Source organism: Paenibacillus sp. YYML68, assembly GCF_027923405.1.
In the GTDB taxonomy this organism is placed as follows: domain Bacteria; phylum Bacillota; class Bacilli; order Paenibacillales; family NBRC-103111; genus Paenibacillus_G.
Window position 1 is genome coordinate 1,304,802 of the sequence record NZ_BQYI01000001.1, and the last position, 23,935, is coordinate 1,328,736.

Consider the following 23,935-nt stretch of genomic DNA (forward strand, 5'->3'; position numbering starts at 1 on the left):
GGCATAGTGATGGATACGAAACGTATTACAGGGTTTATTACCCAGAACGCCATCTATATTGTATTGATATTGCTCGTGGTCGGCATTGCGCTGAAGGACCCGCGATTTCTACAAGTCGATATTCTGAGAGACATCCTGCTGCAGAACTCGACCCGCGCCATCATCGCACTCGGCGCTGCCTTCATTCTGATCACTGGCGGTACAGACTTGTCCTCGGGCCGCGTCGTCGGCTTGTCGGCAGTGTTGTCCGCCTCGATGCTGCAGATCAGCGACTACCCGCGGCGCTTCTTCCCAGACTTGCCGGAGCTGTGGGTCGGCATCCCGATCATTCTCGGCATACTCGCCGGTCTTGTCGTCGGCTTAATTAACGGCTACGTCGTCGCCAAGCTCAACGTCCCGCCGTTCATCGCCACGCTCGGCACGATGGTGATCGTCTACGGCGTCAACTCGATCTACTTCGATATGAAGCCGAACGAGTCCCAGCCGATCGCGGGCCTGCGCAAGGACTTCACGGAGCTCGGCTCCGGCTTCATCGGACCGAACGGTCCGTACTCGATCCCGTACATTGTCATTATCGCGCTCGTCGTCGCTTTTATCGTATGGATCATCTTCAACAAGACGCGTCTAGGTAAAAATATGTACGCCATCGGCGGTAACGTCCAGGCGGCGACCGTATCAGGCATCAACGTCGCACGCAACCTGATCTACATCTACGCCATCGCAGGCGCGCTGTACGGCCTCGGCGGGGTGCTGGAGGCGGCGCGTACAGGCGGCGCCACGAACAACTATGGCAACATGTACGAGCTCGATGCGATCGCGGCGTGCGTCGTCGGCGGCGTCTCGACCGCAGGCGGCATCGGTACGGTGCCGGGCGTGCTGGCCGGCGTCCTGATCTTCGGCGTCATCAACTACGGCCTGACGTTCATCGGGGTGAGCCCGTATTGGCAGCTCATTATTAAAGGTCTGATTATCGTCGCGGCGGTCGCGTTCGATATTCGTAAATATTTGGCGAAGAAATAATCGCACACGTGTGGTGTATCATGAGGAAGAGAGAAGTCGTCGGCGGATGGGCCGACGGCTTTTTTTGGTGCTAGGTAGAGTGGGGTATTGTTAAGTGAAATATATAGTTAAATATAAATTATGTATGTGTATAAACACGTAACTGTTTATGGTATAATCTGGATAATGTAAATGTAGAAGTGAACGTAAACTACCAACTTATTGGAGGTATGCATGTTAAATCCATTTGAAGTCACAGATGTATTAGCCAAAACTTGGGTAACATTAATGGATGTTGATATCAATATCATAAATAGTTGGAAAAGCACATTTTTTTCCAGAGGATTCAACCAACATTCATTCAAATTAAAAAAACGTGTAGTTCTAAACTCAATGGATGAAATACAAAAATTGATTGACATCGTTAAAGATGAGTTGAAGAATGTTGCGAAAAATATAAGCATCCCCCACGTTTTTTTCCTAACAAACCATCACGGGGTGGTCTATGATTTGAGTGCCCCAAGTCATGTTATTCAATCTCTTGAATCTTATAATATCGGAGTTGGGACATCCTTTTCTCTCGAAGCAGCAGGAATAAATGCAGTATCCGTTGCGATGAAATTAAAAGATAAATCGATTGTGCAAGGAATAGAGCACAGTATGGATATTTTTAAGTCTTGGTCATGTATTTGTTTTCCAATCCGAAACCAACAAGATATAGTAGGTTACCTTGATTTATCTTTTCATAATGAGAATGACGTAGCATTTGCCGGGGCCCTAATGGAGCGAATCGTACATAACATAGAGCTTAAATTAATTGAAGCTTCCGAATCAGAGTCTAATGTTAGATTTGAGGAAAACTGTGACAAATACAAGTTAACCAATAAAGAAAAACAGGTTGCTCATTATTGGATTTGTGGGGAAACACAATCAGAGATTGCAAGCTTGCTAGGAATATCCAAAGAAACGGTAAAGTCACACCTGCGAAATATTTCTAAAAAAGTAGATGCCCATAATAAAATTACTTTTCTGAAAAAATTCGTTTAATCTCACCCTTTTGGGTGATTTTTTTTCACACTTATCGATGTTATATTCTAGAAGTTAATAGAAAATTGTGTAAGTCCTCAAGAGAAAAGGAGTGATCTGTTGCTATGGTGATTAATGCGGAAGAATACGTAGAGTCCTTGTATGGTAAGGATGAACAGTTAGAAAAAGCAAGCCAACGTATCCGTGATCAAGGTATGCCTGAAATCTCCGTTGCGCCGGGTTATGGACGCTTATTGACGCTGCTCGTCTCCATGATAAAAGCTCAAACGGTGTTGGAAATAGGTACGCTAGGCGGATATAGCGGGATCTGCTTAGCTCGCGGACTGGAAGGGAATGGTAGACTTGTATCTTTGGAGTTGAGTTCTGAACACGCAGAAGTAGCCAGAGGAAATCTAGCAGAAGCGGGGCTTTCTGATCGGGTGGAGATTCGCGTAGGCCAAGCACTTGATTTGCTTCAACAATTGGATGAGGAAGGGAAGCGCTTCGATCTTGTCTTTATAGACGCGGACAAAGAGAATTATTTGAACTACTTAGATTGGGCCTTGCAGCTGGGGAATTCGAATGCTGTCATCGTCGCTGATAATTCTTTGATGATGAAGTATGGGTCTGTCATGGATGCTGCTGCGCAAGGAAGCAATGTACAAAAAATTCGTGAGTTTAATCATCGTATTGTTTCTGATCCGCGTCTCGCAAGCACGATTTTGCCTGCATACGATGGTCTGGCCATTGCTCGTGTGAAATAAGCAAGGTTGTTCTTAAGTAACAATCGAGATGGGATGGTTCTTGTATGAAGTTTAATTTGTGCACGATATCATTCAGGCATGATCTTGTGTCATTTAGGGATTTAATTCATTATGCACACGAGGCAGGCTTCAGCGGAATTGAATTGTGGGCTGTACATGCGAGGGCGCTGGTCAACTATGCCCCTGATGTGTTCTCACAGCTAATGAAAGAAGCTCAGATGCTAAACTTAACTATTTCTATGATCAGCGATTATCTGGACTTGATGACAAGTGATTCGAAATATGAAGCTCAACTTGTTAAATTCAATCAGCTAATACATATGGCTCACGCATTTGGGACGAATAAAATCCGTATATTTGCAGGTCATAAAGGCAGCTCTGAGATTACATCTCATGAATGGGAAATTTGTACCTTGCGTTTACGAGAATTGGCTATTCGGGCACATGCGAATGATGTATTACTGGTGATTGAAACTCATCCTGACACATTGGCAGATACCTTGGAATCTACACTGGCGCTCATCCACGATGTTGATCACAAGCAACTTAGAATTAATTTGGATTATCTTCATCTCTGGGAATCGGGCACAGCGCCTTTTGATGCTTTTCGTGCACTACGCTCGTGGGTCGAAATTGTGCATTTGAAGAATGTGACCAGTAGAGAGCGATTAACTGTCTTTAATTCATCTAATGTATTCTCGCCTAATGGTTCAAGAGACGGAATGGTTTCCTTAGCTGAAGGAATCATTGACTATAAGGAGATTATGAAATTTTCGATGATTGATGGTGGTTCTTTGTCAGCCTCCTTGGAATGGTTTGGACATTCGCCATTTCAAGTGCTGAAGCAAGACATGGATTGGTTAAAACAAATTCATGAATCAGATATGAACGTAAACCAGTACTTACGGAAGGAGGCTCTACTCAATGAATAGCATACAAGACAAGGGAAAACCCTTAATTACGGGCGACTATCAGCCTTTTGATTTTCCGGAATTACCGAATAATGCGAACGAGCCATTAGTTCTCGGTCCGGCAGGAGAGACGTTTCAGTTTATACAGACGGGAAAAACAACGTGTGGCAGCTATTTATTTGCCAAGCTAGTTGTACCGCCACATGTAGGGCCACCGCCTCACGTACATCACTGGATAGATGAATGGTTCTACGCGCCGCATGGGGGCTTCTCCATCTTTGTAGGTAAGAATAGATACTTCGATTTGGAGCAAGCACCAGGTGAAGGTGCACCGAAGGATACCTTGCAAATAGCACATATGCGACCTAAGGAGTTATTTTATGTCGAACGAAATATCGTTCACGGATTTGCTAATGTGACAGAGGAGCCTCAAGAAATCTATTTAATATGGACTCCTGATACAGCGGACGTTTCGATCCTTCCGTACTTCTTGAACGCAGGCACCATTCGCGATCCCCATAATCCGAATCAAAAGCCGGATTTCATGTCAAAGATCAGGCTTGTGAACATGGCGCAGACATACGGAAAAAATCAAAGCGACAGTTTCTGGCAATATGTGGACAAGGTCGAGGAGATTGATCACATCCCCAATATGATCGATCATCGTGATAAGCTACTAGAACTGTTACTTGGCAAATACGAATCCCAATGAAGGAGGGCAACGTGAAACGCATTGCCGTTGTTGGCTGTGGTCTTGGAGGGGCTGCAATCACTGTAATGCTTCAAAGATTGGGGTTCTCGGTTACCGTGTACGAGAGAGAGAAGGGCTTATCAAGAATGGGTGCCGGTATTCATCTCACACCTAACGTGGTCAAAGCACTCGAATGGATGGGACTCACAGAGCAGCTCATCAACATGTCATGTAAGCCCAAGACATTCACGAGTCAAGATGCACACACAGGAGATGTGATGGCCGAGTTGATCCTGGGCGATGCAGGTATTGAGAAGTTCGGCGCACCTTACCTTACGGTTCATCGTGGCGATTTTCATGCAGTAATGGTCCAGGCTATTAGGCCTGGGACGCTCAGCTTTGGTAAGCGTCTGAAGATGCTTGCTGATGATGGCAACGGGGTTAGCTTGTATTTCGAAGATGGTAGCGAGGAATACGCTGATTTGGTGATAGGTGCAGACGGATTGAGGTCCGTGGTTCGAAATGCCGTATGCCTCAACTCCCCGCCTTATTACGCCAAGCAGGCGGCCTTTCGTGCTTTTGTTGATTTGACGAAACTCGGAAATAATCAATATCTCTTGAATGATCTAACCAAATGGTGGGGCGATGACCGCTTCGTCATCGCTTACTACTTGAATGAGAAGCGTGATCAGCTCTACTTTGTTGCTGGATTTACGCAAAAAGAATGGCCGCACCATGTTCAATCTTTAGCCGCGGATCGTGAAGAAATGCTGGATATGTTTTCTGATTTTCATCCTGTACCGCGTAGTGTGCTAGAGGCTGCACAGGAGATTAGAAAATGGCCGCTATATGAGCGTCCAACGGATCTAGCTTGGAGTAAAGGTCGTATCGTTCTCATTGGTGATGCTTGTCATCCCATGCGGCCTCACATGGCACAGGGCGCGGCTATGGCCATTGAGGACGGTGCAGTGCTCGTCAGATGCTTGATCGCTGCTGGTTTAGACAACTGGGCGCTTGCGTGTGAGTGGTACCAGAACACTCGGCACGAGCGAGTGGCGAAGGTTCAGCGAATTTCAAGTGAAAACAGCTGGATGAGAACACCCACCGATCCGGCGTGGTTATTTTCTTATGATGCGTGGAGCTGTCCATTAGTAGTAAAAACGCATGCGGAGGAGATATGATGTTGGAGATTGATGTTGTGATTATTGGGAGTGGACCTGCCGGTTCATCAGCAGCCTTGATGCTGAGCACTTACGGTATCAACAATATGATCGTTACCAAGCACAGATGGTTAGCGAACTCTCCACGCGCTCATTATTTGAGTCAGCGAACGATGGAGGTGATCCGAGATCTTGGCATTTCCGATGAAGTGATTGCGAAGGCTTCCCCAAAGGAAATAATGGGTGATGTCGTGTTCTGCACCTCTGTCTCAGGAGATGAGCTCGGCCGATTCCCATATGGAATGAACAGTCCGCAACGGACCACGGATTATTTAGAAGCCAGTCCGTGCGAACAATGTGATCTGCCTCAGCATCTCCTTGAACCGATTCTGCTTTCGAACGCTGCATCACGCGGGTCACATGTCCGCTTTGATACAGAATACCTTTCTCATCAACAAGATGAGAATGGTGTTACAGTAGATTTATTTGATCATCTTACGGGGACGACGTTTCAAATTCGTTGTAAATATTTAATAGGCGCTGACGGAGCAGGTAGTCGCGTCGCTAGCCAATTAGGCTTGCCCATGGTGGGTGAAATGGGGAAAAGCGGCAGTATTAGCATCATCTTTGATGCTGACCTGACTAAGTACATGGCCCATCGCCCCGGGTATTTGTGGTGGATTATACAACCCGGTGCCAATATAGGCGGAATCGGCTTAGGCTTGCTGCGTATGGTAAGAGCTTGGAATGAGTGGCAGATTGTTTGGGGCTATGACATTACGCAGTCTGCACCAGAACTAACAACAGAAGAAGCTATCTCAATTTGCCATCAACTGATCGGCGATTCTGAAATTCAGATTCGGATAAAAAGTACATCCACTTGGACGGTTAATGAGATGTACGCAACGCAATATTCCCATGGTAGAGTGTTTTGTATGGGGGATGCGGTGCATCGTCACCCACCATCTAATGGGCTTGGATTAAATACATCCATTCAAGATGCTCACAACTTGTGTTGGAAGCTTGCGTTCGTGCTAAAAGGAAAAGCAGGGTCAGCTTTACTCGACAGCTATAGTGACGAACGTGCCCCTGTTGGAGAAAGAATAGTCAAGCGTTCGAATAAAAGCGTTCGGGAATTCAGACCCATCTTTGAAGCGCTTAACCTTGATGGGCGGTACAGCACAGAAGATATGCAGGCAGGTATCGAATCATTGAAAGGGGCGAGTCGTTTGGCTGCTGAAACGCGGGCAAGGCTTAGGGATGCCATTAGGTTCAAAGCGTATGAATTTGCGGCTCTCGGAGTGGAAACGAATATTTGTTATCGTTCAACGGCGATTGTTGGTGAAGGCATCCTCCAAAATGCTCCAAATCGCGACGAGGATTTATATTATTTCCCTTCATGCATTCCGGGTCACAAGCTGCCGCACGGCTGGATGGTTCGCGACGGTCATAAGGTCTCAACGTTGGATCTGGTAGGTGGAGGTCTATTTACCCTGTTGTGTTGGCTTCAAGGGGAGGCCTGGGTTCAGGCAGCTAGGAAGCTGACGACTGATACTGGTATCGAAATCAAGATTGTCCAGATTGGTCCAGGGTTGAGTGTGCAGGACGCTTATGGCGACTTGGCACGTCTATGGGAGAGCGACGAGCAAGAATGCCTCTTGATTCGACCGGATGGATATATCGCTTGGGCGGGGAATAACACAGCTAATGCAGACGACTGCTTACGTGAACATGTCCTGCGTGTGTTAACTAAGGAGAGGGTTCAGTGATTAATAAAACCAAAATCGTTGATGCTCCAGACGCCCTCACGACACAGATTTCAGCATGGCTCACTCTATTGTTCGCCTGTGCATGCGGGTTAACTGCTGCTAATATTTACTACGCTCAACCGATTATTGGACCCATTAGCACGGAGCTGAACCTGTCCGAAGCGACCGCAGGTCTGATTGTGACCTTGACTCAAATTGGTTATGGGCTGGGACTGTTGCTCGTTGTCCCGTTAGGTGACATGTTCGAGAACCGTCGACTTGCGGTTTCGATCCTCGGCATTGGAGCGATTGGGCTCTTGATCTCTGCTATATCGAACTCAGCGGTGTTATTTCTGGCTGCTTCCTTTTTGGTGGGGCTTGGCTCTGTGACGGTTCAAATTCTTGTGCCCTTCGCGGCGAGCCTGTCTCCTGAGGCGACACGCGGACGAGTAGTTGGTAACGTCATGAGTGGTCTTCTGCTTGGGATCATGTTGGCTAGGCCAGTGTCAAGCCTGATCACCAGTTTTTCGACATGGCGGACGGTTTTTTATTTGTCTTTCTTCGTGATGCTCGGGTTAGCGCTCTTGCTTCGCATCGTGTTGCCGAAGCGGGAAATGAAAGTGAACATACCGTATGCTCAGATGCTGGCATCCATGGCAAGGCTAGTTCGAAACACGCCTGCGCTGCGTCGAAGGGCGCTTTATCATGCCTGCATGTTTGGTGCATTTAGTCTATTTTGGACCACCATTCCTCTCGTATTGGCCGGGCCTGATTTTGGAATGAACCAGCAAGGAATTGCGTTGTTCGCCTTATTAGGTGCAGCGGGAGCAATTGCAGCCCCATTGGCAGGTCGGGTTGCGGATCGTGGCTGGATCAGACCTGCAACTGCGGTTGCGTTAATCATGGAGATAATAGCGTTTGCGATCACCCATGTCGTTCCATTAGGTTCAAAAATTTCGCTAACGATACTCGTGCTGTCCGGTATTCTACTGGATTTCGCGGTCTCGACTAACTTGGTACTGGGGCAGCGTGTCATCTTCGTGCTGTCGCCTGAGTACCGAAGTCGCCTGAACGGATTGTATATGACTACATTTTTTTGTGGTGGCGCAATCGGTTCGGCTTTAGGGACGTGGGTATACGCGTATTACGGATGGATTGGAGCATCGACGATAGGAATCGCCTTTGGGGTTATCGCCTTGGTGTACTTCCTGACAGAGCGTAACCATCAACAATAAGAATATACGATTTGGTGTGGTGGCGATCTCGTTCGATATTCGTAAATATTTGGCGAAGAAATAATCGCATACGTGTGGTGTATCATGAGGAAGAGAGAAGTCGTCGGCGGATGGGCCGACGGCTTTTTTTGGCGTTGCCTGAAAATGGGTGAGAGAGTTCGAGCAGTACGTATTGTATATGAAGAGTAGTTGTTATATAATATATATAACAGATGCACAATTGACTTGAGTAAGCGTGAGGAGGCGGCTGGACATGATGCTGCACATTGACCTACAGTCGGAAACACCGATATACACCCAGCTGACCGAGCAAATTATGGAGGGGATCGCCAGCGGCCAGCTTCAGCCCGGAGAGGCGCTACCGTCGATCCGCAGTCTGGCCGGTGACCTAGGTATTAATCTGCATACGGTGAATAAAGCTTATACATTGCTGAAGCAGGAGGGCTACATTCAGATTCATCGGTACAAGGGGGTCATCGTGCAGCCTGACGGGATGCCGGAGGCAACCCCGGCGTTCCGCGAACGTCAGAAGCAGCAGCTGAAGCCGATCATCGCCGAAGCGATCTGCAGAGGCATTACACTGGAGGAACTGCAGGTGGTCGTACGTGACATTTACGAAGGACTTCACACATTGAAGGGAGAGTAACAATCATGATGTCATCCATCATCGTTCTAGGTATTGCGTGGATCATTCTGACGCTCGTGTCAGCAGTCGTTCCTTATTGGTCGCGTTCGAGCGTACCGTTCGGTATTCGGGTGCCTGCCGAGCATGCGGAGCATCCGTCGATCGAGGCGGTGAAGCGGAGCTATGCACTAGGCACCGTAGTGGTGTCGATCGTCTTGTTCGGCCTGTCAGCGGGACTGCTTCGTCTGAATCTCGTCTACGAGGAGCTGACGATTGCGTTCGCGCTCACCTTATTCGTAGCGTCGAGTGTTGTCCTGCATATGCGGGCGCACCGTCAAGTGCTGCAGCTCAAGGCTGCGAACGGCTGGAGCGTGGAGCCGCCGAAGCAGGCTGTGGCCCAGCTGTCGGCTCGCGGTCGGCGCACCGTCTCGCGCTTGTGGAACGTGCTGCCGTTCATCTATATTGGCTGCAATGTGCTGGCGATTGCACTGTATTACGACCAGATACCAGACGTGCTTCCACTCCACTATGATGCAACAGGAACGGTAGATCGTTACGGGGATAAATCGTGGGGAACGGTTCTCATGCCCAACATGGTACAGCTGTTTCTTGCGCTGATGATGCTATTCGTGCAGGAGTCGATCGTGCGAAGCAAGCAGCAGCTCGACCCTGACGCGCCTGAAGCGTCTAGTCAGCACAACCGTACGTTTCGCCGCGTGCATGCGATCGTGCTTCACGCTTCCACCCTGCTGCTGCTCATCATGATGACGTGTATTCAGCTTGCAATTGTGAACGCGCTGGAGCCGGGCTACATGTTCCCATACGTTCTAATTCTGCCTCTCCTGTCTGTCGTCGGCTTGATCATCGCATCTGCGGTGACCGGTCAAGGGGGAAGTAAGCTGGGGCCGTCTGGAGGCTACGACAATGCGGATGATCGGTACTGGAGATGGGGCATCTTCTATGTGAACCCGCAGGACCCGTCCATCTTCGTGGAGAAAAGAGTCGGCGTCGGCTGGACGCTCAATCTCGGCCGAACGGCCGGCTGGATCGTCCTCGTGGCGACGTTGGCAGGCCCGCTGCTGCTGGTTGTGCTGCTTGCGAGCCTCACGGATTAGAGAAAGGGGGAAGAAAGCGGCATGATGGATGAGGTGGCAGTTCAGCGTGAGTGGGGAGACCGCCTTGCCATGTGCAAGGTCAGTCTCCCTGTCGCTGCCATTAACGCTTCGGCTGACTGACCGGAACGCCTTGGTTCATATACTCCTCAAGCGTAAGTCCGTCCTGAACGAGCGTCTTGGCCGTGTCTACGCCGACGTAGCGCAGGTGCCACGGCTCATATTGGTAGCCGGTTATCGACTCCTTGCCCTTCGGGTATCGGATGATGAAGCCGTACTCATGGGCGTGCTCGTCCAGCCACTTCGCTTCCTTCATCACGCCGAAGCAGTTCTGGGCGGCACACTTGCCGTTGCTGGCCGTCACGTCAACCGCAAGACCGGTCTCATGCTCGCTGTGGCCGGGCTTCGCGCTGTACTTGCTCGCTGCGGCCTCGCCGTCGCGCTTCACGTAGCTCGCATACAGCGCCGCCTGCGTCTCGCGCGAGCGGTAGGCCGACACGCCTGCCAGCGGCAGACCGTCCTGCTTCGCTGCGGCGAACAGCTTCTCCAGCGCCTCGGCCGCTTCCTTGCGCATGTATCGCTTCTCGAGCTTCTCCTTGAAAGTAAACGGCACGTCCGGGTCCACCAGATCGTCCGGCTTGTAGCTGTCCGGCAGCTTGTTCGTCTTGTTGACGAGCGCGCTGATCGCTTCGGGCTTCGCTACGACGCGGATGGCATCAGCCTCAGCCGCGTCTTGCGCTGGCTTGCCGCTGCTGCCCGCAGCGCCGCCGTCACCGTTGCCTGCGGCTTGGCCGCCGCCTGCACCAGACTGGCCTGTCGCTGAGCCGGTCTTGCCTGGCTCAGCATGAGCGCCGCTTGCGCCCGTCTGCGCCTCGGGCTTGCTCGGCGCAGGCTCGGCGGCGCCGCCTTGCGGCTGGCCGATCGCCTCGCCGCCGCCGGGCTGCACCTGCGCATCCGCTTCAGCGGGCGGTCTAGCTTCGTCGTGACCCGACTGCGTCCCGCAGCCTGTCAGCAGAGCTCCTGCCAGCAGCAGCGGTCCGAGCATCCATCTACCTTTATGCAACATGCGGTCATACCTTCCTTTCACTTTCACTGCAGTCTCTCCCTTCTAACGTTGAACGCGAAGGAAATGTTACGAGTACCGTTCATCCCTAACCATACCAAAGGCAAAGGAGCTCGACAAATGATGTCTGAACAACAGTCCAGCAAGCCGTCCACATCGACCTCGAAGGCACTCGCTTCACAGCCGGCTCCTTATGTGAGCCAGCTCGAGGCATTGCTTCGAGAGCAGCGAGATGCGGCGAATGCCGTTAAGATGGAAGCGTATATGAAGAACCAGTTTCCGTTTCTCGGGGTCCGCACACCGGAGCGTAACGCTCTGCTGCGAGCCTTCTTCAAGGAGTACGGCATACCGGAAGGTCCGGCGCTGACAGTTACTGTGAAGCAGCTGTGGAGCTTACCAGAGAGGGAGTTCCAATATGTCGCGATGATTATGCTCGATAAAAGGCTGAAGTCGTTGTCGGCGACTGATCTGCCACTTCTGGAGGAGCTAATCGTTACGAAGGGGTGGTGGGACACCGTCGATCTGTTGGCGAGCCATCAGGTCGGTGCCGTGCTGGCCAGACACCTTGAGCTTAGGGAGGAGATGACGTCCAAGTGGATCCAGTCGGACTCGATGTGGCTCCAACGGACCGCCATCTTGTTTCAGCTGGGCTACAAGGCTCGGACCGATACAGCACTCTTGTTCAGCCTGTGCAGGCAGCTAGGGAGCGACGAGCGGTTCTTCATCCGCAAGGCGATCGGGTGGGCGCTGCGTGAGTACGGCAAGACCGATGAAGCCGCCGTCCGCCAGTTCGTGGCGGAGGCAGGCACCGGTCTTGCGCCGCTCAGCGTGCGAGAGGCGCTCAAGTATATGGATCGCAGTCGCAAGTGACCGACCGCTGAGCTCAGGCCTTGTCGCTTCACCCGAAGCGACGCCGCAGCACTACCGATCCAGCCTGAAGCCTTGCGCCTCAAGGTAAGGCTTCACCCGCACTCGCATGGGCTTGCCGTACTTGTCGGCGATGCCGCGCGACCAGTTGGTCATCGTCTTCCCGCGCGTCCGCTCGAGGTAATACGCCTGCATCGTCTGATCGTACGCGTCGATGCCGTCCTCTACCGCCGCCTTGTCGTAGCGGTTGCGATGCAGCACGCTCGCCATCGGCAGGCGGGGTCGCCGCTCAGGCTGCTGGTCTGGCTCGCCGATGCACAGTCCGAACACCGGATAGACGAGCGGAGGAAGCGCGAGGAGCTCGCTGACCTCCTCCATGGCATTGCGGATGCCGCCGATGTAGCAGATGCCTAGGCCGAGAGCTTCGGCGGCAATTGCTGCATTCTGAGCGGCGAGCGAGGCGTCGACCGTAGCGACGATGAAGCTCTCCGTGTTGGCGTACAGCTGCTCGCCATTCCGCTGTGCGGCCTTGTCCAGTCGGCTCAGGTCGGCGCAGAAGACGAGGAACAGGCCGCATTCCGCGACGTATGCCTGATTGCCTGCGAGCTCGGACAGCGCCTGCTTCAGCGCCGAATCATCGACGGCCATGATCGTATAAGCTTGAACATTCGAGGACGTTGACGCCATTTGCGCACTCATGACAATCGCCTCGACCTGCTCGGTGGTGAGCGGTGTATGCTTGAATTTGCGAATCGAGCGATGTTGTTGAAGAAGTTGAATCGTTTCGTTCATCGTAACAGCCTCCGTGTTGCAGCATTGCTACCATCTTACTTAAGGCGGACAAGCCGAGTCAAACATCGCCGCCGCGTTGCCGACACTGCAGCCTTACGTCGAGCCGCACAATCCGATATAATGGAGGAGATGGCGGACTGACGAGCCGCCGCATTGAAGGGAGATTAACCGTATGGCAGGAAGACCACAGAACGAGCTCGATTTGACGCTGCTCGGCAATGAGAAGACGAAGTATCCGATGGAGTATGCGCCGCAGATGCTCGAGTCTTTTGACAATAAGCACCCGTATCGGGATTACTTCGTGAAGTTCAACTGTCCGGAGTTCACCAGTCTGTGTCCGATTACCGGACAGCCCGACTTCGCGACGATCTACATCAGCTACATTCCAGATCATAAGATGGTGGAGAGCAAGTCGCTCAAGCTGTACTTGTTCAGCTTCCGCAATCATGGCGACTTCCACGAGGACTGCATGAACATTATTATGAACGATCTGATCAAGCTGATGGACCCGAAATATATTGAGGTGTGGGGCAAATTCACGCCGCGTGGCGGCATCTCCATCGATCCGTACTGCAATTACGGGCGTCCAGGCACGAAGTATGAGCAGATGGCCGAGCATCGGCTGCTCAATCATGACCTGTACCCCGAGAAGGTCGATAACCGCTAGCTCCCTGCCCTAAGCCCATATCTGCGCCTGCGCTCACCCCTCATAGGTTGTATACGACAGGCTACGCGCATATACATGCTTCAGAAGCCGCCGCACTTCATCGCTATAGCGATACAGGGCGGCTGAAGGAGGAGAGCGCAATGCACGATTCATCGGAGCTGTCCGTATGGGAGGAGCATCTGTTCTGGCTTGGCATCCTGCAGGATCATGCCATCTTCGTCAGAGACTGGCTTCCCACCACGCAGACGTCGTATGTACAAGCGGCTGCCCATTATGTCGACGCGTTTGAGCAACACTTGCAGCAGCTAGGCCAGCTGGATTCATCGCTATCGTTTCAAGACGAGCAGATGATCAGGCTGGCCCGTTCCATTTGGAGCACGGCTTACGGGTATTTTCAATTCGAGGGAACGATTCAGCGGCTGCGTATTGAGAATGTGCTGACGATTAATTTGAGCCCGACATATTTCAATGGAACGTTGAACGAGAATGAGGAGTATCTAAGGCTGCTGCGGGCGTATGTGCAGGGGGCTGCTCCCGAGCCGCTTCCGCTGTGGTCGCTGCTTGATCTGTGGCTCGAGGACCAGCTCGGACATGCGGCGCTGCTGCGCAACATCTCCGATCCGATTGAACTAGGCATCATCAAGCAGGCGGAGCGGTACATCAGCATATTCCAAGCCTTCATTGTGCAAAATCACCACATCCGCGGCTACCTGCGGTTCGCGGCTCCCGGCATGCCTCGTCAGCGCCTGCTTGCCGTAGAGGTGGGGCGTGCAGCGCTGGAGATGAACGCGTTCATTGTAGAGGTCATCGGTCAATACAAGGAGTCCGAGTACTTGTCACGCACGACGCTGCGCTTCCTGCAGCACCACCTGCCGGAGACGTGCTACTTCGTGCGCAAGCTCAGCGCCTATGCGCCGGAGCTTGCACAGACGGCTGCGACATGCTCAGTGCAGCGGCCCCCTGTGTGAGCGCTGCCGCGTAGCTAGCGCATCCACGCCGCCCGCTCGACGCGCAGCTGGATCTGCTTGTCCAGATGCTCCGGCAGCACATCAGGATGGCCGGCGTTGATGCGCGGAATTTCGAGCGGTAGGCTGTTCCGCGTAGCCATGCCGCTCACGATCGTGAACGCGTAGTCGAAGCCCTCCTGCTGGATGATCGACTGGGCGAGCTCGGAATGGATGCCGAACGGATAGGCGAACGTATTGGTGCGCGAGACGTCGCCATCGTACAGCTCGGCTAGCGAGCGTGCGCATGCTTCGCTGTCACGCTCCACACGCTGCTTGTACTCCGCTTCATTCTCAGGGTGTCCGTGTATGAGCAGCCGACCGGTCAGCGCGCCCTCGTCGCCGACCTTATAATGAAGCGCATGGGAGTGACATTGCAGATCGAACATGCCCGGCTTATAGCCGACGATGTCCAGCGCCTCCTCGCGGGTCAGCGTCGGGATCGGCTTCACCCCTGGCGCATCCAGGTCCTCGGTCACGATGAAGTTCACCGCAGGGACGTCAAGCTCCTTCAAGATTGGCAACGCGTGCTCGTGGAAGCTCGTGTACCCATCGTCGAACGTGACGAGCACCGCCTTATCCGGTACAGGCTCTCCTTCGTAGAAGCGCTTGAACGCATCCAGCGTAATGAACTGATACCCGTTAGCCTTCAGGAAGGCCAGCTGCTCGCGGAATAAGTCCGGGCTGATCGTGCTGGAGCTGCGATCGGTCGGATGAACATGGTGATACATGAGAACGGCAACTTGATTACGGTACGTATGATCGGGATTGACGCTCCACAGCCCGAGCAGGCTGAAGGCGATTATAGCGGTAAGCATACAGATTAGCAGCGTTCGGGTCATCTTATCGTCTCCTCTATATTCAGGTGAGGCCTATAGTCAGTTATATCCATTCCCGTCCGTAATTTCAAGCGGAATACATACAGCCTCTGTGTCGCGATATAGAAAAAGACATTCGATCGAGGTCACGCAAGTACACGTGACCCCGTTTCGAATGTCTTTTTTGGCGTGTAAGCAACAGGTGGAGATAAACAAGTATAGCCGTTATTCTGCGAATCGGTCGGCCACAGAGCTGGCCCCGAAGCTAAGCGGCTTGATACGTGCCTCGTAGCCGACCGAGGTGACCCAGCCGCATATTTCTTGAATGAGCGCCTTCGTCTCGCCCTGCTGTCCGATGTCAATATGGATCTCGAGCGGCCAGCGGGCCAGCAGGTCGTCCATCCCTTTACGATTCAGCACGTCAACAAGCTCCAGGCTGAGCTCTGTTTCCTTATAAATCCGCGTGCGCAGATCGAACAGCGGACGGTTATTTTTTTTACGGTAAAAAAATCGGGCCCCTCGACCAATACGGTGTATGACAACAGCGGTAATGAGTGTCGTTGTACGGCGGGTTGTGTGGGAATCGGTACCGATCACAATCTTGTACAGGGAATTGGGATCTTGGCCGACATAATCATGCAGTTCGAGCACCATCTCTTCAAGAGTGACCGAGCCAATACTTGGGCTAATGAACATGATCGAGCAACTCCTTCCAACACCTTGATGGGGTTCTTCCTATAGTTTACGCGATCTTACATGTAAATAGTGTAAAGATCGCCATATTACCAAAAAAATATAGCGTAATATCTAAAAATTCAGAAAACGTACTGTAAAATAGAGCGCTTTCATATATAATATAAACAACTTCATAAATTTGGTACGGACGTCTTCGCGGACGTTCACGAAGAAGGAGGCATGTACTCATGGAAGGTCGGATGTCTGTAGGAATGCTCGTTGGAGTCATGCTTAGTATCCCGCTATGGCTGTCGATGATCGGATGGCTGTGGCTCGCTCAATCGCTCTTAAGCTCCGCATCAAAGCTAATCTACCCTTAGTATTTCCAATAAATTGGAATGTATAACATGTGATGAAGACCGTAGCTGCTGCTGCGGTCTTTTCTGCATGCGAGCGATCAAGAAAATAATGGTTTACACTTCTAAATTCATAACATATAATGCATATAAGATTACTCGGAATTAAATGGAGGATGACTAATTATGAAGCAGCTTATTGTTTTTTCAATCATCGGCTTTATCGCACAGCTTATCGATGGCGCTATGGGAATGGGCTACGGTGCAACCTCGGCGACATTGCTGCTCATGTTCGGCGTCGCCCCGGCCGTCGCCTCCGCCTCCATCCATATGGCCGAGATTGCGACGACGGCAGCGTCTGGCGCCTCGCACCTGTGGTTCAAGAACGTAGACCGCAACATCATGTGGAAGCTCGTCGTACCGGGCTCGATCAGCGCCTTCCTCGGAGCTGCCTTCTTGAGCAGCATACCGGGGCAGCATGTGAAGCCGGTCGTCTCGATTTTACTGCTATTACTCGGTGCGTACATTATGCTCCGGTTCTTATTCCCTCAGGGCAGCGGCACGAATGCGAATGGCGCACGTCCGCGGCGGTCGTTCCTCATCCCGGTAGGTATTGTCGGCGGCTTCTTCGACGCAGTCGGCGGCGGCGGCTGGGGCCCGATTGCGACCCCTATGCTGCTCACGCAGAAGGGAATATCTCCGCGTAAGGCGATCGGTACGGTCGATACGAGCGAGTTCGCGATTGCTGTCTCCGCTACGCTAGGCTTTATCATCTTCCTCGGATGGGATCAATTTCATTGGCCGTGGGTGTTCGCCTTCATGATCGGCGGCGTCATCGCAGCCCCGCTAGCAGCCTGGCTAGTCAAGATATTGCCCGCCTATATGCTCGGCGTCATCGTCGGTGGCTTCATTATATTAACGAACTCGATGACGATTGTGAAAGCCGCTGCGCTGCCTGCCTCATGGGCAACGGTCGTGTATGCGACGGTCATTCTGGTGTGGGTATCCGCCATTCTGTATCAGCTTAAAAATCGCAAGCAGCTGGTACCGGTTCACTAATGTTCACCCGTTCCCTTTTGGCCCATGAACCATTACAATGAAACGTATGGGGCCCGTGTGCGTACACGTTGACCAAAGGGGGATGAGCATATGCAGCACAAGCGATCAACGTTCAGCCGGTTTCAACTCGCTGTATTTCGAGCAGCCGCAGTCTGTATCGTGCTGCTCGCTCTACTTCCAGCGGAAGGCGTCAAGGCCGGGATTATTGAACGGATACAGCAAATATACGAAATGCCGGAGCATGTCGATCGTCTCCAGCAGTCCTACGACGAGACGAAGCAGCAGCTCGACGCGAGCAGAGCGCAGCTGGAGAGAGCGCTGGCCGAGTCCGCGGCGAACGCACAGCGGCTCGCAGAGGCCGAGGCGCGTATGGCCGAGGAGAACAGGCAGCTGCGTCAGAACAATGAAGCGCTGCAGACGATGGTCCGGCAGCTGGAGCAGGAGCGCCAGAGGCAGGCGATCCGCAACCGACAGATCGCCTCAACCGCACTGACCGCTGCCGCCCTGGCGCTGCTATACTTCGCGATTACACGTATCGTCCGCTACATGATGTGGCGGCGCGGACAGCGCGGGCTGCGGGGAGGCGTGAAATGAACATACAGACAGAGACCCGCACACGGACGCTTATTCCTTCGCTCGCGCCGCAAGCCTCGGCAGCGGAAGCTGGAGCAGAGGGTCAGGCCGCTGTCGTCGAGCTCGCCGAGGGAGAGACGGCGCATGTTCTCCATCCGAGCCGCATTATCGCCTTTGAGGGAGAGTCTCGGGCGAGAGAGGATCGCTTTTTGAACCTGTCAGGCATGTATCGGAAGAAGAGCTGGGTGGAGTCGCGTATTACGGGTGAGGCGCGATTCGTGCTCGGACTGCCAGCTGGCGTCTGGTTCAAGGCGCTGGAGCTGCCGGATCACAGCAATCTGCTCTTCGATATTAGGCACGTGCTGCTATATGATGGAAGTATGAAGCTGGAGAGTCGGCTGCAGAAGGCGAAGCAGGCGCTCGTCACCCGGGATTGGGTGCGGATGAAGTTCTCAGGCGGCGGCCTGCTCGGGCTGGCTGCATCTGGACCGCTGTATGAGCTGTCGCTCGACACTGCCCGTCCGGTCTATGTGGATGCGGGGTGTCTCGTCGCCTTCCCGGAGGATGCGAGCATGCGGCTTAGCGTGTATGGGAACACGCTCGCCAGTCAGCGAATGAACTACCAGTGGGAGATGACAGGTAAGGGCAAGGTGCTCATCCAGCCGTCACCGCACGATCGGGTATTTACAGAGGGGATGCGACAGGACTCCTTGCTGCGCCGAATGCTGCGAGAGGTGCTGCCGTTCGGTGGCGTATTTATTAAATAAAGCACACTGTGGTCACCATGACTGCAGCGTGCTTTTTTGGGCTTCCAGATGAGGGCGATGGATGAAAAAGCAGGAATTTTCAAGCTCGCAATCGAATTACTATATAATGAAGAACTTGATGTTTCATGAATAAGCGGATGAGGTGAACGTATGGAACATGTGCATGGAACGTACAGTGTTCCTCTTGTAATGCTTTCTGTACTGATTTCCATGTTCACAGCTTACTGTGGGATCGACCTGTGCCAGCGCGTGTTAACGCTGCAGGGACGGAGGAAGGGAGCGTGGCTTGCCTTCAGCTCTGTCCTGCTCGGACTTGGCTTATGGGCGATGCACTTTGTCGGGATGCTGGCGTTCCATCTCCCGGTGGAGGTTCGCTACGATACGAATTGGCTCGTGCTGTCGATGCTGCTGCCGATGGTTGCGGCATGGGCTGGACTTCAACTGATCACAGCACGCCACGTACCACGGATGAACTGGATCGCAGGCGGCTTCTTCATAGCGATTGCTGTGGGCGGCATGCATTATACGGGGATGGCAGCGATGCGCTCGGCCGCTAAGATGACGTTCGATCCGTACTGGGTGGCGGTATCGGTGCTTATGGCACTCGCGATCTCGTTCACTGCGCTAGGGCTGCCGTTCCTACACCGGGTCGCGGTGAAGAAGCCGTCGACGCTGAAGCTTAAGGTGGTCGCCTCCGGCATGATGGGCGTTGCGATCGCAGGCATGCATTACACCGGCATGTTTGCTGCGGACTTTACGCTGCCGGCCGGAGCAGAGCTATCGCACGAGCATCATGATGAGGAAGTGGATGAGCTATTGCTCGCCTCCTGGATCGGAGCGGCGGCATTAGTGGTTCTGCTTTTTTTTGCGGTTACGCAATCGATGGAGCGTATCTACACACAGCGACTGGCGAATCTGACACAGCAGCGGTATGATGCGATCTTCGAGCATAATCCCGATATCGTCTGCCTGTTCGATCATGACGGACGACTGCTCAGGTGCAATCCGGCTGCGGAGCGTATTACAGGGTATCAGGTGCATAGCTATGTCGGACGATATTACCCACAGTTTCTGAACCGGCGAGACAGCTTCCGCATCCGTACTGCCTTCGCCAAGGCGCTGCAGGGAACGCCCCAGACGATCGAGTGCTCGATTCGGCATAAGGCCGGTCATGAGCTTGTGCTGAGTACGACGATTGTACCGATGAAGGCGGACGGCATGATTATCGACATCTATACGATTTCGAAGGATATTACGGACCAGAAGCGTGCCGAGAAGAAGCTGCTGCAGGCGAAGCTGGAGGCTGAGCAGGCAGCTCGGGTGAAGAGTGAATTTCTTGCTATTATGACACATGAGATTCGAACGCCGCTCAACGGTGTGATCGGGATGAGTGAGCTGCTGCTGGAGACGCCGCTGTCGGAGGAGCAGGAGGAATACGCTAAGATTATCGTCAAGAGCAGCAAGGGGCTATTGACCGTCATACACGAGGTGCTCGACTTCTCCAAGATGGAATCCGGCAAGCTTGTTCTGAACCGAGAGGTGTTCAGTCTGCATGCCGCACTGGAGGAGACGCTGCAGCTTCTATGTCCGCAATGTCAGCGACGGAGGCTAGACGTACGCTTGGCTATTGACGAGCGGGTGCCTGAGCTGCTGCTCGGCGATGAAGGCCGCTTGAGGCAGGTGCTCCTGAACGTCATCGGCAATGCGGTAAAGTTTACGGAGGAGGGCATGATCGACATCAAGGTTCGGCATCATGTCCGCGAGGGAGATCGGCTGCAGCTCGAGTTCGTCGTTCAAGATACGGGCGTAGGTATTCCGGAGTCCTACGTTCCACATCTGTTTCAGCCGTTCTACCAGCTGGAATCGTCTGCACGCAAGTATGGAGGCACGGGCCTCGGTCTTGCGATCTGCAAGCGGCTTGTGGAGCTGATGGGCGGCACGATCAGCGTGGAATCGAAGCAAGGTGCGGGCACTCGTCTGACGTTTACCATAATGGCTGACGTTTATGAGGATCAGCGTGTCGCGGCACAATAATAGGGAACAAGCAAGTCACACGAGTAAGGAGCGGAGCTGCTGCAGTGGATACGATCACACACACACTATTCGGACTTACGCTATACGGAGCTGTGAATAAGGAAGGGATGACGCGGAGGGAGAAGCAGGCGCTGCTGTTCACGAGTCTTGCTGGGTCGCAGATCCCAGATATCGACGTCATCTCCTCTTGGTGGGACACGGCCGGCCGTTACCAGATGTGGCATCGCGGGTTGACGCATTCCGTGCTGCTCGTGCCCGTATGGGCGGGGGTACTGGCACTGCTTGCCCGGGCGATATGGAGAACACGAGGCTGGCTCTTGTTCCTCGTTGGGCTTGTCGCGGTGTTCATTCATAATACGAGCGACCTGTTCAACGCTTGGGGGACCGGCTACTTCGAGCCGGTATCGACGATGCGCATTACGTTCGGTACGATCCCGATCGTCGACCTGACGTTCTGGGCGATCATGCTGGCAGGCTGGCTGTTCGCTCTCATACGGGCGCGCAGAGGCAGTCCCAAGCCGACCTATCCGGTATACCGATTCGTCTGGGGGCTGCTGGTGCTGCACGTGGCCATCCAGTCCGCTCAAGGCTATATGCTGTATGAGCAAGCAGCTCCGCGCTATGAGCAGGTGGCACTGGCGGCCGATTTCGTTCCGGGTGTATTCACGGTGATCGGCAAATCCGGCACGACAGTCGAGCTGTCGAAGGGGACGCTGTGGAGCGGCTTGAAGCTTGAGCAGCAGCTGATCTCGGCAGAGGAGGCGGACCTGGAGCAGCTGTTCACCGCTAATCCGAAGGCACGCACACTGTACGAATGGTCGCCGTTTGTCGTCGTAGTCGATGACGGGAAGCAGCTAGGGATATACGACCCGAGGTTTTACCGCAACGGTCAGTCATTCTTGTTCGAGTTCATGGAGAAGAAGGGCTTGTAGAGTTAAGTTTGATAGAAAATGACCCGAGGCAACTCGCTTCTTTGCTGGAAGCGACCTGTCTCGGGTTTTTCATTTCTCATGTGGAGGCCGATTAAGGTGTATAGAACTTCTGCGTGTAATAAATGTGCATGTCGCCGCCGAAGGCGACGCCGACACCGAGTCGCTCGATCGAGCTGAGCAGATTCTTGCGGTGACCTGCCGAGTTCATCCAGCCGTGATGGGCATAGATCGCGCTCGTCTGACCGGCGGCGATGTTCTCCGCGGCAGCCCGGAACTGGATGCCGTCACGCTCCATTCGCTCGAACGGATCGAGTCCGCTCGGATTCGTATGATCGAAGAAGTCGCGGGCGGCCATGTCCTGGCTATGCTTGCGCGCGGTGACAGAAGCCTCGTCCGACCAGACGAACGGACTGTAGCCGAGCTTCGCACGAGCCGCATTCGCGAGGTCCAGCGTCTGCCGCTCGTAGGCCGTAATGAGCGCGGCGCTGGACTTCGGATAGAAGGCGGCGAGCGCCGTCTCGGTCTGGGCGCCGATCACCTGTACGCCAGTCACCACGTCGCTGCGGTGCACATCATAGAAGAACGTCACGTAGCTGCCGTCGATGCTGTAGGTGCCGTATTCGCCGTCCCCGTAGTTCATGAGGAAGCGGGTGTTGCCTTTCAGAATATGAGCAAGAGGATTGCTGTACAGCTTGAGTACCGTACTCTTCGCCGCGCCGTCCTGAATACCCCGGTCGGTATGCCAGTTGTCCGATTGCGAATAGAGCGCGACCACCTTACCTTCGCTGATGCCGATCTGTGCGTAGTTCGCGTAATCGTGGTTATACACGTACCAGAGGAAGCCGTACTCGGACACGTCCTTGCGGCCCGGCTGACCGAGTAGGGCAAGCACGTGCTCCTCGGCATCTCCGATTGCGATGCCTCGTACAGAGACAGCCGCCTTCGTGCGGGACTGGGCTGTGCCATCACCGACCGCAGGCTTCTCATTCGCCTTGGTCGAGGACGGAGCGGGCGCCGCAGTGAGCTGACTCACCTTCGATCTCATATTCATGAGGAACTGCACAGCTTCAGCTCGTGACAGCGGGTCGGCAGACCGATAGCCGTCGACGGTGGCCGCCGTCTTGCCGTTCGACAGTCCAGTATCGAGCAAATATTGCACCGAGCCCGTCAGATCAAGCGTGCCACGCTGTGTCGAGGCGATGAGCCGTGCGACGTGACCTCGGTTATATGAGGTGCGAGTGGTGCTGTTCAGCATCGTCCAGTTGCGCTTCGCGGCCAGCTCATAGTACGGCTCGTACCATTGTTGTCCGGAAGCAGCGACCCGCAGCTCGGAGGACGGATAGGCGCGAAGCAGCATCGCGATGAATTCCGGCTCCGATACGGTCGCATCCGGCTTGAAGGTGCCGTCCTCGTAGCCGTTGACGATCTTGCTCGTAACCGCCCAATCGATCGCCTTGGACGCCCAGTGGCGGGACGTATCCTTGAAGCTCGCCGCAGCTGTAGCCTGCGGAGGCGGTGAGGCTGAGGTCAGTAGGGCAGCAGTAAGTAGTGCAGACCAGCTATATTTCGTCCATCGCGTCCAATTCAAGCGAACGACCTCCTTTGTGATGCTACATATTTCGACAGCAATGCTCGGAATCAGTGGGTGAATCGGCTTACAGGCGGCATGCATACCGCTCTATGTATCATCATAATCGCTGGGCGCGTCAGGTTCAATTCTCAATGTGGAAAATGAACTTTTGGATTACGTATGCAGAGATCGCGAGAATAGCTGAACTGTTCAATTCAGGTCGTATTACTATCTTGAATATAAGATCACAGATCGGCTCCAACTTGGCGGAAGTACGGATGCTCTGCGGCTTTAAGTTGGCACGGAGATATGATGTTTTCGAATATGAACTATAGAAGATTTTTTCATGACTCTATCATTTCAGATTGTGTTCAGTGTGTTCAGTCTTATCTTGCTTTTTTACTAAATATTTACAAATGTAAAAGAGGTTTAGTTAAGTATTTGTTAATTCGCTCCAGTTACTCAATTATCTAATAGCTGGCGGTGG

At 53.2% G+C, this 23,935-nt stretch carries 24 protein-coding genes; 19 read left to right on the forward strand and 5 right to left on the reverse strand.

The features are described 5' to 3' along the window. The first annotated feature begins 9 nt into the window (after positions 1-9). The 10 genes from mglC to PAE68_RS05810 all read left to right on the forward strand — a co-directional run bounded on the left by mglC (position 10) and on the right by PAE68_RS05810 (position 10,274). The gene (gene mglC / locus PAE68_RS05765; RefSeq protein ID WP_281884982.1) at positions 10-1,020 is read left to right on the forward strand and encodes a galactose/methyl galactoside ABC transporter permease MglC; all 1,011 of its coding nucleotides are present in this window, start codon (positions 10-12) and stop codon (positions 1,018-1,020) included. A gap of 213 nt (positions 1,021-1,233) precedes the next feature. Further along, entirely contained in the window at positions 1,234-2,046 is an 813-nt protein-coding gene (locus tag PAE68_RS05770) for a LuxR C-terminal-related transcriptional regulator (RefSeq protein ID WP_281884984.1), read from the forward strand. A gap of 104 nt (positions 2,047-2,150) precedes the next feature. Beyond that, positions 2,151-2,789 carry an O-methyltransferase gene (locus PAE68_RS05775; RefSeq protein WP_281884986.1) on the forward strand — a complete coding sequence of 213 codons (639 nt, stop codon included), beginning with the start codon at positions 2,151-2,153 and terminating at the stop codon, positions 2,787-2,789. A 44-nt stretch (positions 2,790-2,833) separates the two neighbouring features. Then, positions 2,834-3,721 (forward strand): sugar phosphate isomerase/epimerase family protein, encoded by an 888-nt coding sequence (locus PAE68_RS05780; RefSeq protein WP_281884988.1) that lies wholly within the window; start codon positions 2,834-2,836, stop codon positions 3,719-3,721. Beyond that, the gene (locus PAE68_RS05785) at positions 3,714-4,412 is read left to right on the forward strand and encodes a cupin domain-containing protein (protein WP_281884990.1); all 699 of its coding nucleotides are present in this window, start codon (positions 3,714-3,716) and stop codon (positions 4,410-4,412) included. The genes PAE68_RS05780 and PAE68_RS05785 overlap by 8 nt, the downstream gene beginning before the upstream one ends. Positions 4,413-4,423: 11 nt before the next feature. Further along, positions 4,424-5,572, forward strand: a complete 1,149-nt coding sequence (locus PAE68_RS05790) for an FAD-dependent monooxygenase (RefSeq protein ID WP_281884992.1) — start codon at positions 4,424-4,426, stop codon at positions 5,570-5,572. Further along, complete coding sequence (locus PAE68_RS05795; RefSeq protein WP_281884994.1) at positions 5,572-7,320, forward strand: FAD-dependent oxidoreductase; 1,749 nt, start codon at positions 5,572-5,574, stop codon at positions 7,318-7,320. Before PAE68_RS05790 ends, PAE68_RS05795 begins: the two co-directional genes overlap by 1 nt. Next, positions 7,317-8,534 (forward strand): MFS transporter, encoded by a 1,218-nt coding sequence (locus PAE68_RS05800; protein WP_281884996.1) that lies wholly within the window; start codon positions 7,317-7,319, stop codon positions 8,532-8,534. The genes PAE68_RS05795 and PAE68_RS05800 overlap by 4 nt, the downstream gene beginning before the upstream one ends. A gap of 253 nt (positions 8,535-8,787) precedes the next feature. Beyond that, the gene (locus PAE68_RS05805) at positions 8,788-9,180 is read left to right on the forward strand and encodes a GntR family transcriptional regulator (protein WP_281884998.1); all 393 of its coding nucleotides are present in this window, start codon (positions 8,788-8,790) and stop codon (positions 9,178-9,180) included. Positions 9,181-9,185: 5 nt separating this feature from the next. Then, entirely contained in the window at positions 9,186-10,274 is a 1,089-nt protein-coding gene (locus PAE68_RS05810) for a DUF1648 domain-containing protein (protein ID WP_281885000.1), read from the forward strand. Positions 10,275-10,374: 100 nt separating this feature from the next. Here PAE68_RS05810 and PAE68_RS05815 read toward each other — a convergent pair whose 3' ends face one another. Next, a complete protein-coding gene (locus PAE68_RS05815; protein ID WP_281885002.1) occupies positions 10,375-11,337 on the reverse strand; it encodes a M15 family metallopeptidase in 963 nt (320 codons plus the stop codon). Between the two features lie 117 nt (positions 11,338-11,454). Between PAE68_RS05815 and PAE68_RS05820 the strand changes: the two genes are divergently transcribed. Continuing rightward, positions 11,455-12,204, forward strand: coding sequence for a DNA alkylation repair protein (locus tag PAE68_RS05820; RefSeq protein ID WP_281885004.1), 750 nt, complete (start codon positions 11,455-11,457; stop codon positions 12,202-12,204). 51 nt (positions 12,205-12,255) lie between these two features. Here the strand turns inward: PAE68_RS05820 and nfsA are convergent, their stop codons facing one another. Further along, a complete protein-coding gene (gene nfsA / locus PAE68_RS05825; protein ID WP_281885006.1) occupies positions 12,256-12,993 on the reverse strand; it encodes an oxygen-insensitive NADPH nitroreductase in 738 nt (245 codons plus the stop codon). Between the two features lie 172 nt (positions 12,994-13,165). Here nfsA and queF point away from each other — a divergent pair, with 172 nt between their 5' ends. Both queF and PAE68_RS05835 read left to right on the forward strand, forming a co-directional pair. After that, positions 13,166-13,660: a preQ(1) synthase gene (queF, locus tag PAE68_RS05830; protein WP_281885008.1), complete on the forward strand. Its 495-nt coding sequence runs from the start codon at positions 13,166-13,168 to the stop codon at positions 13,658-13,660. Between the two features lie 140 nt (positions 13,661-13,800). Further along, positions 13,801-14,628, forward strand: coding sequence for a DUF2935 domain-containing protein (locus PAE68_RS05835; RefSeq protein ID WP_281885010.1), 828 nt, complete (start codon positions 13,801-13,803; stop codon positions 14,626-14,628). Positions 14,629-14,642: 14 nt separating this feature from the next. Here PAE68_RS05835 and PAE68_RS05840 read toward each other — a convergent pair whose 3' ends face one another. Continuing rightward, entirely contained in the window at positions 14,643-15,506 is an 864-nt protein-coding gene (locus tag PAE68_RS05840) for a polysaccharide deacetylase family protein (RefSeq protein ID WP_281885012.1), read from the reverse strand. Between the two features lie 201 nt (positions 15,507-15,707). Then, the gene (locus tag PAE68_RS05845) at positions 15,708-16,181 is read right to left on the reverse strand and encodes a ribonuclease H-like YkuK family protein (RefSeq protein WP_281890921.1); all 474 of its coding nucleotides are present in this window, start codon (positions 16,179-16,181) and stop codon (positions 15,708-15,710) included. 224 nt (positions 16,182-16,405) lie between these two features. Between PAE68_RS05845 and PAE68_RS05850 the strand changes: the two genes are divergently transcribed. The 6 genes from PAE68_RS05850 to PAE68_RS05875 all read left to right on the forward strand — a co-directional run bounded on the left by PAE68_RS05850 (position 16,406) and on the right by PAE68_RS05875 (position 21,878). Beyond that, positions 16,406-16,537 (forward strand): hypothetical protein, encoded by a 132-nt coding sequence (locus PAE68_RS05850; protein WP_281885015.1) that lies wholly within the window; start codon positions 16,406-16,408, stop codon positions 16,535-16,537. A 162-nt stretch (positions 16,538-16,699) separates the two neighbouring features. Continuing rightward, entirely contained in the window at positions 16,700-17,572 is an 873-nt protein-coding gene (locus PAE68_RS05855; RefSeq protein WP_281885016.1) for a sulfite exporter TauE/SafE family protein, read from the forward strand. Positions 17,573-17,662: 90 nt separating this feature from the next. After that, on the forward strand, positions 17,663-18,166 hold the full coding sequence (locus tag PAE68_RS05860; protein WP_281885019.1) for an SH3 domain-containing protein: 504 nt from the start codon (positions 17,663-17,665) through the stop codon (positions 18,164-18,166). After that, positions 18,163-18,912, forward strand: coding sequence for an AIM24 family protein (locus PAE68_RS05865; RefSeq protein ID WP_281885021.1), 750 nt, complete (start codon positions 18,163-18,165; stop codon positions 18,910-18,912). Before PAE68_RS05860 ends, PAE68_RS05865 begins: the two co-directional genes overlap by 4 nt. A 150-nt stretch (positions 18,913-19,062) precedes the next feature. Next, positions 19,063-20,946, forward strand: coding sequence for an MHYT domain-containing protein (locus PAE68_RS05870; RefSeq protein ID WP_281885023.1), 1,884 nt, complete (start codon positions 19,063-19,065; stop codon positions 20,944-20,946). Positions 20,947-20,990: 44 nt separating this feature from the next. Next, on the forward strand, positions 20,991-21,878 hold the full coding sequence (locus PAE68_RS05875; protein ID WP_281885025.1) for a metal-dependent hydrolase: 888 nt from the start codon (positions 20,991-20,993) through the stop codon (positions 21,876-21,878). Positions 21,879-21,969: 91 nt separating this feature from the next. Here PAE68_RS05875 and PAE68_RS05880 read toward each other — a convergent pair whose 3' ends face one another. Further along, positions 21,970-23,466 carry a CAP-associated domain-containing protein gene (locus PAE68_RS05880; RefSeq protein WP_281885027.1) on the reverse strand — a complete coding sequence of 499 codons (1,497 nt, stop codon included), beginning with the start codon at positions 23,464-23,466 and terminating at the stop codon, positions 21,970-21,972. Positions 23,467-23,935: the final 469 nt, after the last annotated feature.

Excerpts from the sequence above, each read along its gene's own strand:
- PAE68_RS05840 (WP_281885012.1), bottom strand. The coding sequence starts at position 15,506 with ATGACCCGAACGCTGCTAATCTGTATGCTTACCGCTATAATCGCCTTC.
- PAE68_RS05775 (WP_281884986.1), top strand. The coding sequence starts at position 2,151 with ATGGTGATTAATGCGGAAGAATACGTAGAGTCCTTGTATGGTAAGGAT.
- PAE68_RS05835 (WP_281885010.1), top strand. The coding sequence starts at position 13,801 with ATGCACGATTCATCGGAGCTGTCCGTATGGGAGGAGCATCTGTTCTGG.
- PAE68_RS05855 (WP_281885016.1), top strand. The coding sequence starts at position 16,700 with ATGAAGCAGCTTATTGTTTTTTCAATCATCGGCTTTATCGCACAGCTT.
- queF (WP_281885008.1), top strand. The coding sequence starts at position 13,166 with ATGGCAGGAAGACCACAGAACGAGCTCGATTTGACGCTGCTCGGCAAT.
- PAE68_RS05815 (WP_281885002.1), bottom strand. The coding sequence starts at position 11,337 with ATGTTGCATAAAGGTAGATGGATGCTCGGACCGCTGCTGCTGGCAGGA.
- PAE68_RS05870 (WP_281885023.1), top strand. The coding sequence starts at position 19,063 with ATGGAACATGTGCATGGAACGTACAGTGTTCCTCTTGTAATGCTTTCT.
- PAE68_RS05795 (WP_281884994.1), top strand. The coding sequence starts at position 5,572 with ATGTTGGAGATTGATGTTGTGATTATTGGGAGTGGACCTGCCGGTTCA.
- PAE68_RS05805 (WP_281884998.1), top strand. The coding sequence starts at position 8,788 with ATGATGCTGCACATTGACCTACAGTCGGAAACACCGATATACACCCAG.
- PAE68_RS05810 (WP_281885000.1), top strand. The coding sequence starts at position 9,186 with ATGATGTCATCCATCATCGTTCTAGGTATTGCGTGGATCATTCTGACG.
- nfsA (WP_281885006.1), bottom strand. The coding sequence starts at position 12,993 with ATGAACGAAACGATTCAACTTCTTCAACAACATCGCTCGATTCGCAAA.
- mglC (WP_281884982.1), top strand. The coding sequence starts at position 10 with ATGGATACGAAACGTATTACAGGGTTTATTACCCAGAACGCCATCTAT.
- PAE68_RS05850 (WP_281885015.1), top strand. The coding sequence starts at position 16,406 with ATGGAAGGTCGGATGTCTGTAGGAATGCTCGTTGGAGTCATGCTTAGT.
- PAE68_RS05860 (WP_281885019.1), top strand. The coding sequence starts at position 17,663 with ATGCAGCACAAGCGATCAACGTTCAGCCGGTTTCAACTCGCTGTATTT.
- PAE68_RS05865 (WP_281885021.1), top strand. The coding sequence starts at position 18,163 with ATGAACATACAGACAGAGACCCGCACACGGACGCTTATTCCTTCGCTC.
- PAE68_RS05780 (WP_281884988.1), top strand. The coding sequence starts at position 2,834 with ATGAAGTTTAATTTGTGCACGATATCATTCAGGCATGATCTTGTGTCA.
- PAE68_RS05785 (WP_281884990.1), top strand. The coding sequence starts at position 3,714 with ATGAATAGCATACAAGACAAGGGAAAACCCTTAATTACGGGCGACTAT.
- PAE68_RS05770 (WP_281884984.1), top strand. The coding sequence starts at position 1,234 with ATGTTAAATCCATTTGAAGTCACAGATGTATTAGCCAAAACTTGGGTA.
- PAE68_RS05820 (WP_281885004.1), top strand. The coding sequence starts at position 11,455 with ATGATGTCTGAACAACAGTCCAGCAAGCCGTCCACATCGACCTCGAAG.